This window comes from Verrucomicrobiota bacterium, from assembly GCA_034440155.1.
Classification (GTDB): domain Bacteria; phylum Verrucomicrobiota; class Verrucomicrobiia; order JAWXBN01; family JAWXBN01; genus JAWXBN01.
On record JAWXBN010000094.1, the window covers coordinates 1 to 16314 of the forward strand.

Here is a 16314-nt window from a genome sequence, read left to right on the forward strand (position 1 = left end):
GTAATCTCGGTGCCCGAAACAAAATCAGCCCCTTCAGAAACAAAAAAGAATAAATCCAAAAAGGAAGAAGAAAGAATTTACGATATTACTCCGCCTTCTTTGAGATAACCAAATGGACCTGCTTCTGAAAGTCATCAAAATATTTTTGAGTTAACTGGTCAAAGACAATATTCTTCTTTACCACTTCCATAGCCTTGAAGGCTGCATCATTTTGACCTGCCTCCAAACAATCGGAAACAAATCCCGACATCAAATCCAAGACCGAGCCGGATTCTCTTTTGAACTGCCCCACAGCCTTTTCAAATTCTTTTAATGCTCCTGCCTCGTCTTTTTTCCTTAATTTTGCAGCAAGCTGGTCATTGATTAATTTTAAACTCATATCATGCCTGGCCCCTGACTGCCTTCTAATAATCGATTTCCTCAAAATGTTTGCCTCCGGGCTCTTACCGGTTTTTTCCAGTAACTCGATCAACTTCATTTGTGTCTCGAACTGCAAATCACTGCTGGACACAAATTGGGCAATCATTGACCTGAGGTGCTTCTCATAAACATCCTCTTGCCCTTGTGAATACTCAAGGATCACTGCTTTTAACTTCCATGCTTCATCATTCCTGCGCTCTGTATCGATCGCCTGATCCAAGAAATTTACCGCCTGATTAATATCAGAGGGGTCTTCGAGGTATAATTGAGCGACCTGGAGTAATTTATCAGACTTTAAATACGGGGCTTGTTTCCGGATAGAACGCCCCATTAACTCTAACTCATGATCCGATATCTGCTGGCGTGTCTGTGGGTGGATGGAATAACCTGTCGTAAAGTTATCGTAGGTAAATCGTCCAACATCCATATCCCATCCGGAGGCTCCCCTAAGGTAACCAAACCAGGCATGTCCCCCACGCCTTCCCGTCCCCTCAAAATAGAGGCTCGGGATCCCATAGGACCGGGCCACTTCGACAGCATAATAAGCCTGGTCAACACAGATCCCCCCTTTGTCCTTGATATCTTGGAGTCGGTAAGACGGGTACGGCCAGTCAAGTTTCATTTGGTTCAGCCTATTTTGATCATAGACAATCGAAAAATAGACCTCTCCCAATGTCGATTTATTCACCCTGACTTTTTGATGAATCCATTTCCACTCAGAAGCGGGTAATTGGCTATCCACGATAAATACAAGCTCATCCGTGCGCAATTTGCTCAAGTCGTTTTTTAGCTGGTTTTTTTTGCTCGCCTCCGCCAGTAAATGGAATCTCTGGGGCACAGACAGGTCGTTCTTTGGAATCACCTCCGCTTTAACTTGAAAATGATAAGCATTGGTCCTCGGAGAGTCCCACACGAGTGCGAATGCACTGGCTAATGCAGGAAATTCATCAAATTCCTTTTGATCCGCCTTCATGATAGAAACCAATATCAAAAGGGCCTCATCAGGACGGTCATCAGTGGAAAGTTCACCCAAAAAATCGAGGGCCAAGTCAGGGTTTGTGATCAAGACATTCCAATCAGCGGGTTCAATTTGCCTATCGATCACGGGATTCGCCTGCACCGTTTGTTTTATCTTCGCCCAGCGGTATAAATCAAATACTTCATTCCATTCTTTTCTGGAGACACCGCCTGCCTGGATATTTGCCTTTAACCAACCCCTTGTTTCACTCATAAAAGAATTCAATTCCTCTGGTGTTGCCCGGGCAACTTGCTCGGAGTAAACGGTTTTGGAACGGGCATTCCAGTCTTTAATCTCTGGTAATGGCGTAATTTGGGAAAAAGAAAGGGTTGCGCAGAAGCAAACACCAAAAAATGAAATGACCCGACAAAACATTGCCACATTACCGGGGAAAATTACTTTTGACTTGTGGCGTGGTTGCTTCATTAATTTATGCCATATTCTATGGTGTCCAAGGTCGATTTGCAACTCCACTCCTGTTATTCTAACAAGCCCGATGGCTGGATCCTCCGCCGTATCGGTGTCCCAGAGAGTTATACCCGCCCGGTTGAGCTCTATGAAAAACTCAAGGTAGCCGGAATGGATTTTGTCACCATTACCGACCGCAACCGGATTGAGGGTTGTCTCGAAATCGCCCATCTTCCGGGCGTTTTCATCAGCGAACAAGCCACCACCTACCTGCCAGACGGATGCAAAGTCCATATCTTGGTCTGGAATATTACCGAAAAACAACATTCTGAAATCCAAGCCCTGCGGAATAATATTTTTAATTTTGTAGAATACCTCAATGCGGGACAAATCGCCCATGCCGTTTCCCATCCCCTTGTGAGTGTCAATGACCGGATGACACCCGATAATTTTGAAAAACTCCTCCTCCTCTTCAGGACGTTTGAGGCAATCAACGGCACACGCAGTGAATTAAGCGGATTTATCCTCCAAAAAACCCTTGAATCCCTCACACAGGAGAAAATTGGTGATCTGGAAAAAAAGCATGGATTCAAATCTCCATTACCCGAACCCTGGAGAAAATCACTTTGTGCAGGTTCCGATGACCACAGTGGACTCATTCCTGCACGGGCCTACACGAGCTGCCCAAAATCAAATAGTCCTGAAGAATTCCTCAAACACGTCATGAATGGACATTCCCAGCCTTGTGGTGCACCGGGTACATCCATGCTCCTGTCCCATAGCCTCTACACGACCGCCTATAAATTTTACGAGGACAGGATCTCGAAGAGCTCTAAAGGCGCAGCCTCCACTTCCCACTTGGTAGGATTGATGTTTTCAAAATTCCTTTCAGGTAATAACCCCACTCGTTTTTCATTAACCGAAAAAATCGGTATAGGTTTCGATTGGTTTACCTCAAAAATCGGGGGGGGAGGCGGGTCTGCTTATGAAATATCCATCGCTAGTGAATTAAATGAGATTTTTGGGAGGCCGGACTTTCAAAAAAACCTCGATATCGCTATCAGAAGTGAAAAGGAAGTCGAACGCCAGGCATTCCAAGTAGCCACTCATTTATCCAATCAACTTGGATATCTCTTTTTCAAAAAGTTTATCGATAAGGTAAATTCAGGAAACTTCATCGACAGCTGGCAAGCTTTGACGGCTATTGTCCCGCTCGGAGCCCTCCTTGCCCCTTATATTGTTTCCATCCGTGAACAACACAAAGACCTCCCTGCTCAACGCACCATCGCAAAGGCTTTTCTTAAGGAGATTCCCGAACCATTGCGCAATTTGCGGCGTGCTTGGTTCACGGACACGATTGAAGATGTCAACGGGGTAGCCACAACAATCCGGACCATGACAAAACAGGCAGTCGCCCATGGCTGCGACTTAGAAGTCATCACTTCCCGCATGGAGCTGGCTTTTCAGGATATCCCGATTAAAAACTTCACACCGGTCGGGGAATTTGAGATCCCCGAGTATGAGCTCCAAAAGCTGAGTTTCCCTCCTGTCCTCAATGTGGCTGATTACTGTGAACAAAGGGGGTTTACGGAATTAATTATTAGTACCCCAGGCCCCATCGGGGTATCGGCCTTATTGGCAGCCAAACTCCTCGGACTGCGGACAGCAGGCATTTACCACACGGACTTTCCCCAATACGTCAAAATCCTCAGTGATGATGACGTGGGGATGGAGTCCCTTTGTTGGCAATATATGTATTGGTTCTATGACCAGATGGATGTGGTTTGGGTGAATTCCGCCCATTACCGTGACCAATGGATTAAAAGAGGAATCAACCCCGATAAAATCAAGATATTCCCACGGGGTATCGATACTGAGGCTTATCACCCCCGTCGACGTAAAACAAATTTCTGGGAAAAATACGGGATCAAGGGGAAAACTGTTTTCCTCTACGTCGGTCGTGTCTCTAAGGAGAAGAATATTGATGTGCTTATGGCCGCTTTTGAGCAACTTGCCGCACACCACGGGCAAATTGCTCTAGCAGTGGTCGGGGACGGCCCTTATCAACGGGAGTTAAAACAAAGATATCCTGCTGTTGTATTTACAGGATACTTCAGCGGTGAAACCCTCTGGGAAGCCTACGCTTCATCCGATGCATTTGTCTTTCCCAGTACGACAGACACTTTCGGTAATGTAATCCTCGAAGCCCAAGCCTCGGGACTGCCCACTATCGTCTCCGACATCGGAGGCCCTATGGAACTCGTCGAAGAAGGCGTGAATGGATTTGTCACCCGCGCTTTTGACGCGACACAAATTGCGCAGAAAATGAAACAAATGGCCCAAGACAAGGAATCCCTCCTAAAAATGTCCGCCAACGCACGTGCGAATGTCGAGCAGCGGTCTTGGTCCACAGCCTTTACGCGTTTTTGGGAGACGACACTTTAGTCACGTACATTCTCAAGCAAAAGCTGATTTGCTGTTTTACGGATCAAATCAAAGTGTTTATCCCTGCAATAAAGAAGACAATGACTTTCTATTGCCACAGTCGCAATAAGAATATCATCTCTGGGAATGGTCAGACCATTTTGGCGTAATTTCTTTTCAAGCCTTCCTGCCTTCCCCCACCAATCGGGTTTAAATTCTATACGTAGACAGACATCAAATGTTTCTATGATAAAATCCTCTTCTGTCCCGCGAGCACCAGAGAGAAGCTCCATAAAAACAGGACAAGTAAAAGCAGCTTGATCAGTTTTAATTAATATAGCTACTTTGGATTTTATGTTTTTCATCCCGCCTTTTCTGAAAAACTCAATCCAAACTGAAGTGTCAATGAGTATCATAATACGAGGCGACTTCTAGCTCTTCATTGCTTTGGGAATAGTCAGAGTTTCCTGAAAGCACTTTTTCAATAATCTTCTGCTTTTTATTTTCCCTGATATACTCTCTTAAAGCAAATGATAATGCGGGAGACTTCTTTTTTTCACCGGTTATTCTTTGAATTGCACGCAAATCAGATGCATCAATTTCAACTGTAATTCTCATCATATAAGATTAAAATTTGACGCAATTAATGTCAAATGATTTTTAAATCTCGAAATTCACCCCACCCAAGAAATCCGCTCCAAGGCTCTCAACCCGGTGAACCACATCTGCAACCGTGTAATTATCAAGGATATTGGAAAGGGAATTACGGACATCGAGCATCAGGAGCCTCAGACCACAGCTTTTTTCGTCAGGGCAGTTACATTTTTCGTAGGAAGTCTGGCTGACACATAAAACAGGCGCTAGAGGGCCATCCATTAGGCGGATAATATGCCCCACCCGGATTTCAGTTAGTTTCTTATCGAGAGTATACCCGCCTTTGACCCCACGCCGACTGGTCAGGTAACCAGCATTTTTTAAGGCCAAAAGGATTTGTTCAAGGAATTTTAAAGGGATTTTTTCCACCTTGGAGATCCCCCGCACATTAAAACTCCCCTGCTCACGGTGGCAACCCATGTGGATCAATGCCCTCAATGCATATTCACTTTTTTTAGAAACTCTCATATTGTGTGATATCCGTACCATAGCAGGAGTAGCTTTCTTGATAAGGAAAAACTCATCCTGCCGCCCAATCGTATGATCAATACACAGGCCACCACTATTATACCTGAAGCACGATTTCCTATTGATCATGTCAATAATTTTGACTTAATTAGTCAGAGTCTCGGCTTTTAGCATAATGTTATTCAATATCCCCAAATCCCCTAAAACCCTTATCCTCATTCCCGCTTATAATGAAGAAGAGCGGATAGGGGAAATGCTGGAGCGTTATCTCAGTTTTTTTTCTTCCATTACCGGTTTTCAGATTGAATTCATGGTAATTCTCAACGGGTGTCGAGACAGGACAAAAAATATTGTACAGGGATTTCAAATAACAAATCCTCATCTTAAACTCTCTGAATTCAATGATCCTATTGGTAAGGGGGGAGCACTCATTGAGGGGTTAAAAGGTTATAAAGATTATGATCTTATTGGTTTTGTCGATGCAGATGGCTCTACCCCTCCCGAGGCTTTTGCCGAACTCCTCCACCAAATAAAAGATTTTGACGCTGTTATAGCCTCTCGATGGATCGAGGGAGCCAAGGTCATCCATTTGCAAACCCCAATCCGCCGTTTTGCCAGCCGTTGTTTCCACTTAATTGTGGACACATTGTTTCTGATGGATATCCACGACACACAATGTGGAGCCAAGGTCATCCGCACAAATTGCGTGGACAAAATCATGGATGAACTCGTCGTGGCTGACATGGCCTTCGATGTAAACCTCCTCTACTGTCTCCATAGAATCAAAGCCCGGATCAAGGAATTCCCCACCACTTGGGAGGACAAAGGAGGATCAAAAGTCCGTATCTTCAAGACATCAACCATGATGCTTCTATCCATCATCCGACTCCGCTGGATTTATTCACCCCTTGCATTCCTCCGCCCATTCTTTATGCCTATGGAAACCAAATTTTACTTCTGGATAAAGAAACTGTAACCATATACATCTATTCTATGAAGAGCATAAAAGTCTTTCTTATTCTGATTATATTTTCAATTGCAATAAATGCTCAAGAAAAAGAAAATAAACATCCTGTGGAAGATAGTAGCCTAACAATTACGCTTTCGGATAACTCGACTGTAAAAGGTGAAATCGTCAGGATAGAAAATATTGATAAGGATAAAGTATCATTTGTATCAATCATACTCAGAAATGCTGATATGATCACTGGCAACCCGGATTTTAAAGAATTCAAAATCGATAGTTTGATAGGTGTCAAAAATATTCCTGTTTCTAAAATCAAAACGATTAATTCAAACCACTACAATGAGGACTTCTTTACTGGAATAAAATGGTAATTTTAAATCTAAATCAGGTATTAAGCCAGAATCTTGAACTTCTATTATGAGGAAAGATTGCCGGCTACAATGCCCATCATCAAGCATTCTGGGGAATTCAAGATGATTGTCTGGTATTTTATAATGTTGATCGGGTTACCTCGACAAAATTTACTGAATACAAAATTATAAATGGCATGCTCATTTTGGAAGGAAAGAATTACACAATCATGTTCATACGCTTAAACAGATTGTACAGCCTTAATGAATCAATCAGAACCATTTAATATGCCCTTTGTCAAAACTATCTGGCACTACAAAAAGCCTTACATATTAGTAATGAATAGTTTATAATATGATATTCGTTTAAAATATATTTATTATGCAAAAGTTTTTAAATCTGGTTATAGCAAAACTAAACAAGACTTATTTTTTACATTTCGTACTCCGAACTTTAAAAATTAAAGATATTCTTAATTTCATCCTGTTACACTGCCCTATTAAGTGGAGGATACATAAAAAACAATTTGTCTATATATACACATTGGAATCATTTTATACCGCACATGAAATCTTTAACCTGAATACCTATCCACTACCAGTTGGTACAATCATTAATACCATTCTTGATTTAGGAAGTAATGAAGGTTTATTCTGTTGTTTTGCCACATCTTACTCTACTGAGCAACTCACCGGTCTTGCAATTGATGGAAATGCCAGCCTGAAGGATAGGATAGAAAAGAACTTTAAGGCCAATAATATTTCGGCAGTAAAGTTTATTCCAGGAATTATTGGTTCTCCTGATAAAAAAGGCCAGATAGGTGACTTTTTCATCAGCCCTTATCATACATCTTCATCTGTCAGGTCTGTCCATGACACTAGCAAGCCCGGAAAAGGAAGGTTTAAAAGAATACAGTCTTCCTATCTGAATGTTCTAGAGTTATGGAAAAGAGAAATGGGCACAAAAAGCATAGATTTATTAAAAATTGATATAGAAGGAACTGAAAATGAATTTTTGAAGAATGAAAATGATATACTTGCGATAACGAATATGATTGTTTGCGAAGTACATTCATATCTCGTGGACAATCAAGAAACACGACAATTGATTCAAAATGCAGGGTTTAAAATTATCATCGACTTTGACAACGATCCGCAAACATCCATCATCATTGCACAACGTAAAAGATAACAAATGAAAATAGGGGCTTATTTCTTTTATCTTACCTTCACGGAAAGCCGTATACTAGAAAGTCCATCCAGTGAAAACGGGGAAGACGATATCTATTCATTCTATTACCTTGCGAGTAGACTAAAGGAAATGGGGCATGAGATAAAACTAATTAAAGATGATGAGATTGAAGGCTTTGACGCTCTATTCTTTTACGATACGCCACCACTTTTTTCTAGAATCTATAGAAAGTTGTACAGAAGGCAGGACATTCCTGCTTATCTTTTTATCAATGAAAATCCAGCTGTAAAACCTCTGAACTGGATGACAATCATACATCGCCCCTTCAAAAAAGTATTCTTATGGAATAAAGACTGGGTGAATAACAAAAAATATTTTTATTGGTGTCATTCCTTTAAACCCAGAGAAATTATTAATCCTATTCCGTTTGAAAAGAAAAAACTCACTTGTATTATCAATCATCAAAAATACAGTCCTCATCCTTACGAACTCTTTTCTGAAAGAACTCGAGCTGTTCGATGGTTTGAGCAAAACGAACCTAATGACTTTGAACTCTGGGGTGACAGATGGGATCGGATTTATTTTAGAGGAATTCTTTCTCCTCTAAATCCAAAGTTAAGAGTATTTTACCGAGATCACCTTAATTTTATGAAAGTAAAATCTTTTCCATCATGGAAAGGGAGAGCTCCAGAAAAATATACCGTACTCAGAGAACATAGGTTTTGTATTTGCATGGAAAACGCCGATTTTCCGTGGTATGTGACTGAAAAAATGTATGATGCCATTTATTGTGGCTGTGTGCCCGTTTTCAAAGGGTGTAAGGAAGTCTATGACTTTTTTCCAAAGGAAGTCTTTTGGAATTTAGATGAATTTAATGGATACGGCGATTTGTATGACCAAATGAAAAAATACACTGCCCAAGATTATCTCTCATTTTTAGAATCTGCCCAAACCTTTCTACACAGTCAAAAAATCAAATTACGCGACCCTGAAAGCTTTGTCACAATATTTAATGAACATATCCTATCGGAATCAAAGATATGAAGTTACCTTTCTTTATTAAAAAATCTGAAGTTATATTAATAGGCACTGCACTTACATTATCTATTTTCTTTTTTATTCAAGTACTGATTCCAGGCAGGATTATTATTAATGATGATATGATATCAGCTACATATCTCATTTCAGATTACTACTCCAATCATACAAACTCTTGGTTTCCGCTATCTTTTGGAGGATTCGATTTAAGGATATTATTCTATTCTTTTAATCCTTTTGTAATCATTTCTAAAATTATTCCATCAACATCTGCTATCGGTGTTATACTCATATTCTATTTTACTCTATCATTTTTAGCTCTCTTTAGCTTCTGTAGGTTATTAAAGTTATCCATTCAAGCAAGTCTTCTCAGTACAGTTATATGGACCTGTAATTCGTGGTATATATTTTTGGGGGCTCAAACAGGATTCTTCTTTGCTGTTTCATGGATACCCGTCATTTTCTGGACATTGGAGAGACTGCTCCAGAAAGCATCGGTCAAAAATCTCCTGATTTGGGGTATTTGCCTCGGGCTGTTTCTGCTCCAGACCCATTTCCAAACTATTTATTATACGGCTCTCCTGTGTGTACCATACACCCTGCTTAGACTCTGGATGATGTGGAAAGATTCCGCCACCGAAAAATTTCCGGCTCCAGAATTTCCTTCACGCACTCTGATCGCTTTGGCCGTCGGTGGAGTTCTCGCCCTCCTTATCGCCTCCCCTCAATTAGCTGCATCTTATCAACTCAAAGAGACAACTTCCCGCGGCACAGGAATGACTTATGAGGAATCCTCATTCTACGGCTCTCTCCCCCCCGAAGAACTCATCGGTTACTATCTACCCGGTGTCTTCGGAGATTGGACAAATTCCCGTGAATTTTTTGAGAAACCCAACCTTATTGCCCCCCATTATTGGGGTCGGATGAACCTCCGACTGGGAACCGATCACATGGGAATCATCGCTTTCTTACTGGCTGCTGTCGGATTTTGGTGGGCTCGGAAAAACCGTCTCGTGCTCCTTTTTGGTATTCTTTCGGTGATCCTGACATTGACCGCCTTTGGAAAATATTTTTTTCTTCACTGGATTTTCTTTGAAATCATTCCTCTCTATTCCTCATTTCGTGCCCCTGCGCGATTCATGATCTTCGTGACTTTCTTCATCGCCATCCTAGCCGGATTTGGTCTGGATGCGATCGCTAAAGCCTCACGGGAGGAACTCAAAAAGCAATTCACTCTCATCACGGGGATAGCCGTATCACTTCTATCCATCGCCTTGTTATTCTTTGGATTTGTCTATGTAAGCGATACATACTTTGCTAAAGCACCAAACTTTAAGGGCATCTTTGACGAGATAACCCTGATGCAAATTGCACCATCTCTGGCCAGGGCCGAATCTATTAATACACTGACCTCTTACTGGATTTTAGCATTTCTTTTCACGGGTTTTATTACTGTTTCCCTACTCTTTTTTATTGATCAAATTCGTAAGTCTAAAGAAAAAGGAGACTCGACACTACAATCCAAATTTGTCTGGGCCATTGTCGTAATTTCTGCTTTCGAGCTAATTCCCTTTGCCAAACTCTACACTCGGACGATTTCCACTGATAATATTTACTATCGTCGAGATGCTGTGACAGATTTCCTTGTTCAAAAGAAAAATGAAGGCGAGATTTTCCGTATCTTCAGCCAAACAAGTTTTGAGCAATTTCTTCCGAATAAAAATATTCTCTTTGGGATCGAATCCGCCACAGGTTACCAAGCCACAATCGACAGCCGTTATATGGAAGTGCTGAGTCTGATGGGAAGGTCTGCAAACGTTTTTAACCTTTTGAATGTCCGTTATCTGCTCTTTTCGGGGAATGTTCGCCTGCCTGAGCAATTTGCCCCGGTGGCCAGCGCACCCGAAAAGGATCTCGTTGTTTTTGAAAACAAACAGGTACTTCCGCGTTTTTATGTGGTGGAAAAATATGCGGTTGAGCCTGATCCCATGCGCCGCCTTCAATTGATCCTTTCAGTGGAAGTCGTCGAAGGACGAAAGATTATTCTAGAAGAAAATCCACCTCAGGCTGATAGATTACGTGATCCGAGAGATGAAGAGATCAGTACCTCCCAGAAGCTCGCCTCCAAATCATCGGGCAATGAATCTCTTGCCGTCATTCACTACACACCCGACTTTATCGAATTGAAAGTATCAAACTCCAACACAAGCAAATTGCTTTTTATCGGAAATACCCGGTCCCCGGGCTGGCATGCGCACGTCGACGGCTCCCCGAGAAAATTACTCCGGGCCAACCACGCTTTTCAGGCCATTCAAATTCCCGAGGGTAACAGCACGATTATTCTACAATACCGGAATAAATTACTCGAATCTTTATGGATACTCGGGTGGGGCATATTAATCGTATCAATTGTCTTATTGATTATTCTTTCCATCAAAAAAGAATCCAATAATGTCTAGCTTATGAAAATACTCATTACAGGCGGAGCAGGCTATCTTGGATCAGTACTCACCCCCCATTTATTGCAAAATGGCCATCAAGTAACCGTGCTCGATAACTTCTTATTCGGACAAAGCAGTCTCTTGGACTGTTGTCATCATGAAAACTTTTCAATTATTCGCGGCGATTGTCGGGCCGAAAATATATTGAAAGATGTCATCCGAAAATATGATGTGATTATTCCCCTCGCGGCTATCGTCGGAGCACCTTTGTGTAATGCCGATAAACTGGCTGCACAAACAGTTAATCAGGATGCTGTGGAGATGATTTGCCGCCTTGTCAGCAAGGAACAAAGAATCCTCATGCCAGTGACTAATAGCGGATATGGAATCGGAGAAAAGGGGAAACATTGCACGGAAGAATCTCCCTTAAGGCCCCTATCACTTTACGGGGTTACCAAGGTAAAAGCTGAAGAGGCCGTCTTATCCCGTGAAAATAGCATGACATTCCGGCTCGCGACTGTCTTTGGTACTTCTCCGCGTATGCGTCTTGATTTGTTAGTAAATGATTTTGTTTATCGCGCAGTACATGACAGGGCTTTAGTTATTTTTGAAGGTCATTTTAAACGGAATTTCATTCATATTCGAGATGTGGCAAGAGTCTTCAGCCATGGTCTGAACAATTTTGAGTCAATGAAAGGTAAACCTTACAATGTGGGACTCGATGATGCGAACCTTTCCAAACTCGAACTCTGTGCGGAAATCAAGAAGCAGCTTCCCGGCTTTGTTTATCTGGAGGCTCCCATCGGGGAAGATCCGGATAAACGCGATTATATTGTTTCAAACGCCCGTTTGGAGGCGACAGGATTCAAGCCGGAATGGGGATTACAACGAGGCATTACTGAGCTCATGAAGTGTTATCAGATGATCAGGAATACAAGATATTCAAATGTCTAAGAGCCTAGAGCCACCGGTTTGCGTGATTCTGGCCGGCGGTCTGGGGACGCGTATCCGATCTATCTTGCCAGACATCCCAAAACCCTTGGCTATCTTTGAGGGAAAACCATTTATTGAATGGGTGATACGATTCTTGGCCAAGCAGGGGATCAGGGAATTCATCATATCCGCAGGATATAAAGGTGAGATGATTGCCGACTATTTCACTCATTCCAAAATTCCTAAGATCAGGATTGATGTTGTCATTGAGAGCACCCCGAGGGGAACTGCAGGAGGTTTTTTAGAGGCCTATCGCTCTATCCCTTACTCCACTAATAAATATCTGATTGTCAATTCGGACTCACTTGTTTTAACGGAACTGCAACACCTCTGGAAATATCAAAAGCCTTATACCGCAAGCATTTTGGCAGTATTCCAACAAGACGCATCCTCATTTGGCACATTGGAATTTGATGAAAAAATGAATTTAACCCAGTTCAAAGAAAAAATGCCGGGTACTGGATATATCAATGCTGGAATTTATTGTTTTTCCCAAGAATCCATTTCCCGTTTTTCCGAGGGGGCAACGCTCAGCTTTGAAAAAGATATATTTCCAAATCTCATTGAAAGGAAAGAGCCTATTAAAGTTATAAAGAGCGAGGCACCATTTCTCGACATGGGCACTCCCGACTCATTTGCTCAGGCCAATTCGTTTATTAACGAGAATATGAATTGGTTTTTAGATTAATCGCCTAAGAGTTTTCTCTTGAGCTTGATTTTTGTCATTTCTTCAACATTTTTTCGCTGCAATGCCCCGAAACGGGTATTAATCAACTCTAGAAACTTTGGATAGGTGAAGTATTTTTGCCATGCCTCATCGCGAAACTTTAAAACATCGGCGGCAGAAAGATATTTTGTCGGTAAGGGTTCGCATTCATAGGACAAAAAGCCGTAACCTTCATGTGTATCAGGTAATTTCCAGCCGCGGTCTTTGGCTATATTATGAAGGGGACTGCCCGGTAAAGCCATACACGGATACATATTGGCCATTTCCGTACAAAGCTCCAAAGCTAAATCCAATGTTTGATTCATTGTATCCAAGGTATCGTCAGGAAAGCCGAAAATAAAATTTGAGATCACATTAATATCAGAATTTCGTACTGTTTTGATCACTTCCCGGATATCTACATCTTCAAAAGACCCTTTGGACACTTCACGACGAACCGTCTGACTTCCCGCCTCGACACCTAAAGCAAGCCATAGGATACCCGCTTTTCTGAATTTCTCCAAATATTGTGACCTAACCGTATCAACCCGTGAATACGCCCACATGTGTAGATTCAAGCCACGGTCTATAATACCATCCACCAAAGGTTCAAAATAGTTTTTATTCAAAAAAAACATTTCATCAGAAATACGAATTGTGCTCACGCCTAGAGACGCCAATTTCTCGAATTCCGCCAACATGAGCTCCGGCGACCAAAAACGCATACCTGTGGAATTTGCTGAAACAATCCCATCGGTATTATCCACACGGTTAACGATATTGATCATACAAAAGTCGCACTTAAAACGACAACCCAGAGATGTATAAATCGCTGCAAAAGGGGTCCTGATTTCGTGGTCAAAATTCGCATGCCAAAAGTGTGAGCGGTATAGATCCAAGGGCTTTTCACGATAAGGTAATAAATCCCATGCGTAACCTGGCAAATCAATATCCATTCGATTTTGCGGAACAATCTGTTCGGGATCATTGAGGATTAATTCATTGCCCCGCTTAAAACCGATCCCTTTTACCTTTTCTAAATGGTCGGAAAGATTTGTCTGCAGGAGATTTCGAAGGGCATAAACCCCTTCATTCAAAAGGATAAAATCTACCCATGGATAAGAGAGAACCTCTTTTGGTAATGCGCTGGTATGTGAACCTACAAAACAAGTTTTGAATGAAGCATTTTGTTCTTTAAGCAAGTGAGATAAGGCCAGTGCACCCGTCATATTCGTTGTCCCCGAATTCGGATTCTGTCCGTAAACAACAAAACAAACTAAACGAGGATTACATTCTTCAATCCTTGTTACTGCTTGTTGCATCGTTAATCGCTCGGCCGTACAATCGATAATTGCTACGCCTAACCCTACAGATCGACAACTTTGAGCAAGCAACAAAGCCCAAGTCGGCGGCTCAATGGCTGCAAAATCTTTACTTAAATCCTGATAGGCCTTGAGCGAGGAGTCCGCACTCACAAAGAGTACATCGAGTTGTTTATTCATAGCTATACTGTATTAAGTTTATGACAAAGTGTTTTGACATCCTCTAAATCCAAAGCAGGGTAGTTCCCTATATAATACCCATAAAAATGAATATGATCAACATTGGGGAAATCTGTCGGCTCTATATCCGGGTAGAGCTGGCGGATATAAGGTTGTCTTAATTGATTTCCTCCACCGGCTGTCCCTCTCCTAAACTCTACTTTCCATGACCTCATTTGCTCTTCAAGTCGATCTCTGAACTGTGGATCCGCTTTTTTTAGAACGAGAGTAAAAGCGTAGTTTGAGCTTCCTTGTTGGTCAAAGTCTGTAATATATTTTTCTGAATTCAGGCCATCTAAAAATATTTTTAAATGCAATGACCTTTTCTGGTTATTAGCATCTAAACGAGGGAGTTGCTTTCTTCCGATAATAGCATTCAACTCCGTGCTGCGGACATTATAAGCCGGATAAGCAAAGATAAAATCTGGGTTTAAGTCAGGAAACCGCTTCTTATAATCTTCTTTTATATCCTGTGATGTCGCTTCTCTGACCATTCCGTGGGAACGGAGCAGGCGGACTGTTTGATAAAAGGACTCATCATTTGTACAAATCATCCCCCCCTCAATGGTGCTGAGATGATGTGCGTAGTAGAAAGAAAAATTTGAAGCAAACCCGTAACTACCTAGTTTTTGCCCATTAAATGTCGCTCCGTGGGATTCACAGACGTCTTCAAGCAGGAGAATATTTCGTTCTTTTAAGAAATCCAGAAGCTTTTGATTCAGCGCATTATACCCGAGCACATGAGTTAAAAAAACCGCTTTCGTACGAGAAGTGACTTTTTGAATAATTTGCTCTACATCCATCCCCAGATTTTTCATGTCAATATCCACAAAGACAGGGTCAAATCCGCAATGGATAATCGATGATATATCCGAAACCCAGGTTAAAGTGGGAACAATCACCTCTCCCCCCCCATACAAATGCTTTAATGCAGCAATTGTAAGGAGGTTGGCGGATGAACCAGAATTAACAAAAAGACTATATTTGACCCCCAACCATTCAGACCATTCCTTTTCGAATGCCCTTACATTTTCACCTTGTGTCAGAATAGGATCATCCGCTTTGAGATGTTCGATTACCGCATCCAAATCCTCACGGAGGATATTGTTGCGCATCAGAGGCCATGAACCATGTTTAAACATAAAATGAGTCGATACTATTTTTCACTGTAATAATCACCGTATTCCACCACCAAAGTACTTTTGTCGTCTTCCCTCAATAAGGCTTTTTCATAGGCGGGAAAAACTTCTTCTGCCTCTTCCAGTCGAATCACATCGATATTTGGACACATTAGCCTGAATGCTTCGGTATAATCTCCAACATGTTGATATTGAGGGTGCAAAGGGCGCTCTGCCCCGATAGACGTCCTAATAATACATTTAGGTGAATATCCTGAATCGGAAATAAGATGGAATTTATCCAAATGATTGACAATCTGGTTAACAGCCAAAAGTAAGAAATTCCACCGCGGAAAAATTGAAACAGGGATCATGCCGTTAATCGCCATTCCATTACTCATTCCCATTTGGAATTCTTCTGCAACAGGTAATTCTACCCGTTTACCAAGATCAATATCTTTAAGGGTGTTATACATAGCCGTACCAGGTTCACAGACAGCTTGCCCCATAAATACAGTTCGTGGATCCTTTGCAAGGTATTCCATACTTCTTTTTAATTCATCAAAATATTTCATA

General features: G+C 41.7%; 15 protein-coding genes. 8 read left to right on the plus strand and 7 right to left on the minus strand.

Annotated features, from left to right (window positions below):
- Nucleotides 1-85: 85 nt before the first annotated feature.
- Nucleotides 86-1651, minus strand: a complete 1566-nt coding sequence (locus SGI98_09880) for a hypothetical protein (protein MDZ4743710.1) — start codon at nucleotides 1649-1651, stop codon at nucleotides 86-88.
- A gap of 219 nt (nucleotides 1652-1870) precedes the next feature.
- Between SGI98_09880 and SGI98_09885 the strand changes: the two genes are divergently transcribed.
- Nucleotides 1871-4291: a glycosyltransferase gene (locus SGI98_09885; protein ID MDZ4743711.1), complete on the plus strand. Its 2421-nt coding sequence runs from the start codon at nucleotides 1871-1873 to the stop codon at nucleotides 4289-4291.
- Here the strand turns inward: SGI98_09885 and SGI98_09890 are convergent.
- The 3 genes from SGI98_09890 to SGI98_09900 are packed head-to-tail and all read right to left on the minus strand — an operon-like array spanning nucleotide 4288 to nucleotide 5392.
- Entirely contained in the window at nucleotides 4288-4686 is a 399-nt protein-coding gene (locus tag SGI98_09890) for a PIN domain-containing protein (protein MDZ4743712.1), read from the minus strand. The genes SGI98_09885 and SGI98_09890 overlap by 4 nt on opposite strands.
- Entirely contained in the window at nucleotides 4673-4891 is a 219-nt protein-coding gene (locus SGI98_09895; GenBank protein MDZ4743713.1) for a type II toxin-antitoxin system VapB family antitoxin, read from the minus strand. The genes SGI98_09890 and SGI98_09895 overlap by 14 nt, the downstream gene beginning before the upstream one ends.
- A gap of 39 nt (nucleotides 4892-4930) precedes the next feature.
- Nucleotides 4931-5392, minus strand: a complete 462-nt coding sequence (locus tag SGI98_09900) for an Rrf2 family transcriptional regulator (GenBank protein MDZ4743714.1) — start codon at nucleotides 5390-5392, stop codon at nucleotides 4931-4933.
- Between the two features lie 175 nt (nucleotides 5393-5567).
- Here SGI98_09900 and SGI98_09905 point away from each other — a divergent pair, with 175 nt between their 5' ends.
- The 7 genes from SGI98_09905 (at nucleotide 5568) to SGI98_09935 (ending at nucleotide 13061) form a co-directional block, all read left to right on the plus strand.
- Nucleotides 5568-6368 (plus strand): glycosyltransferase, encoded by an 801-nt coding sequence (locus tag SGI98_09905; protein MDZ4743715.1) that lies wholly within the window; start codon nucleotides 5568-5570, stop codon nucleotides 6366-6368.
- Nucleotides 6369-6385: 17 nt separating this feature from the next.
- Nucleotides 6386-6730 (plus strand): hypothetical protein, encoded by a 345-nt coding sequence (locus SGI98_09910; GenBank protein ID MDZ4743716.1) that lies wholly within the window; start codon nucleotides 6386-6388, stop codon nucleotides 6728-6730.
- A 361-nt stretch (nucleotides 6731-7091) separates the two neighbouring features.
- Entirely contained in the window at nucleotides 7092-7901 is an 810-nt protein-coding gene (locus SGI98_09915) for an FkbM family methyltransferase (protein MDZ4743717.1), read from the plus strand.
- Nucleotides 7902-7904: 3 nt separating this feature from the next.
- Entirely contained in the window at nucleotides 7905-8945 is a 1041-nt protein-coding gene (locus SGI98_09920) for a glycosyltransferase family 10 (GenBank protein MDZ4743718.1), read from the plus strand.
- Between the two features lie 404 nt (nucleotides 8946-9349).
- Nucleotides 9350-11398, plus strand: a complete 2049-nt coding sequence (locus SGI98_09925; protein ID MDZ4743719.1) for a YfhO family protein — start codon at nucleotides 9350-9352, stop codon at nucleotides 11396-11398.
- A gap of 3 nt (nucleotides 11399-11401) precedes the next feature.
- Entirely contained in the window at nucleotides 11402-12334 is a 933-nt protein-coding gene (locus tag SGI98_09930) for an NAD-dependent epimerase/dehydratase (GenBank protein ID MDZ4743720.1), read from the plus strand.
- Nucleotides 12327-13061, plus strand: coding sequence for a sugar phosphate nucleotidyltransferase (locus tag SGI98_09935; GenBank protein MDZ4743721.1), 735 nt, complete (start codon nucleotides 12327-12329; stop codon nucleotides 13059-13061). Before SGI98_09930 ends, SGI98_09935 begins: the two co-directional genes overlap by 8 nt.
- Here the strand turns inward: SGI98_09935 and SGI98_09940 are convergent.
- The 3 genes from SGI98_09940 to SGI98_09950 are packed head-to-tail and all read right to left on the minus strand — an operon-like array spanning nucleotide 13058 to nucleotide 16313.
- Nucleotides 13058-14581, minus strand: coding sequence for a radical SAM protein (locus tag SGI98_09940; GenBank protein ID MDZ4743722.1), 1524 nt, complete (start codon nucleotides 14579-14581; stop codon nucleotides 13058-13060). The two genes, SGI98_09935 and SGI98_09940, sit on opposite strands and share 4 nt — an antisense overlap.
- A 2-nt stretch (nucleotides 14582-14583) precedes the next feature.
- Nucleotides 14584-15762 carry a DegT/DnrJ/EryC1/StrS aminotransferase family protein gene (locus SGI98_09945; protein MDZ4743723.1) on the minus strand — a complete coding sequence of 393 codons (1179 nt, stop codon included), beginning with the start codon at nucleotides 15760-15762 and terminating at the stop codon, nucleotides 14584-14586.
- A gap of 14 nt (nucleotides 15763-15776) precedes the next feature.
- A complete protein-coding gene (locus SGI98_09950) occupies nucleotides 15777-16313 on the minus strand; it encodes a hypothetical protein (protein MDZ4743724.1) in 537 nt (178 codons plus the stop codon).
- Nucleotide 16314: the final 1 nt, after the last annotated feature.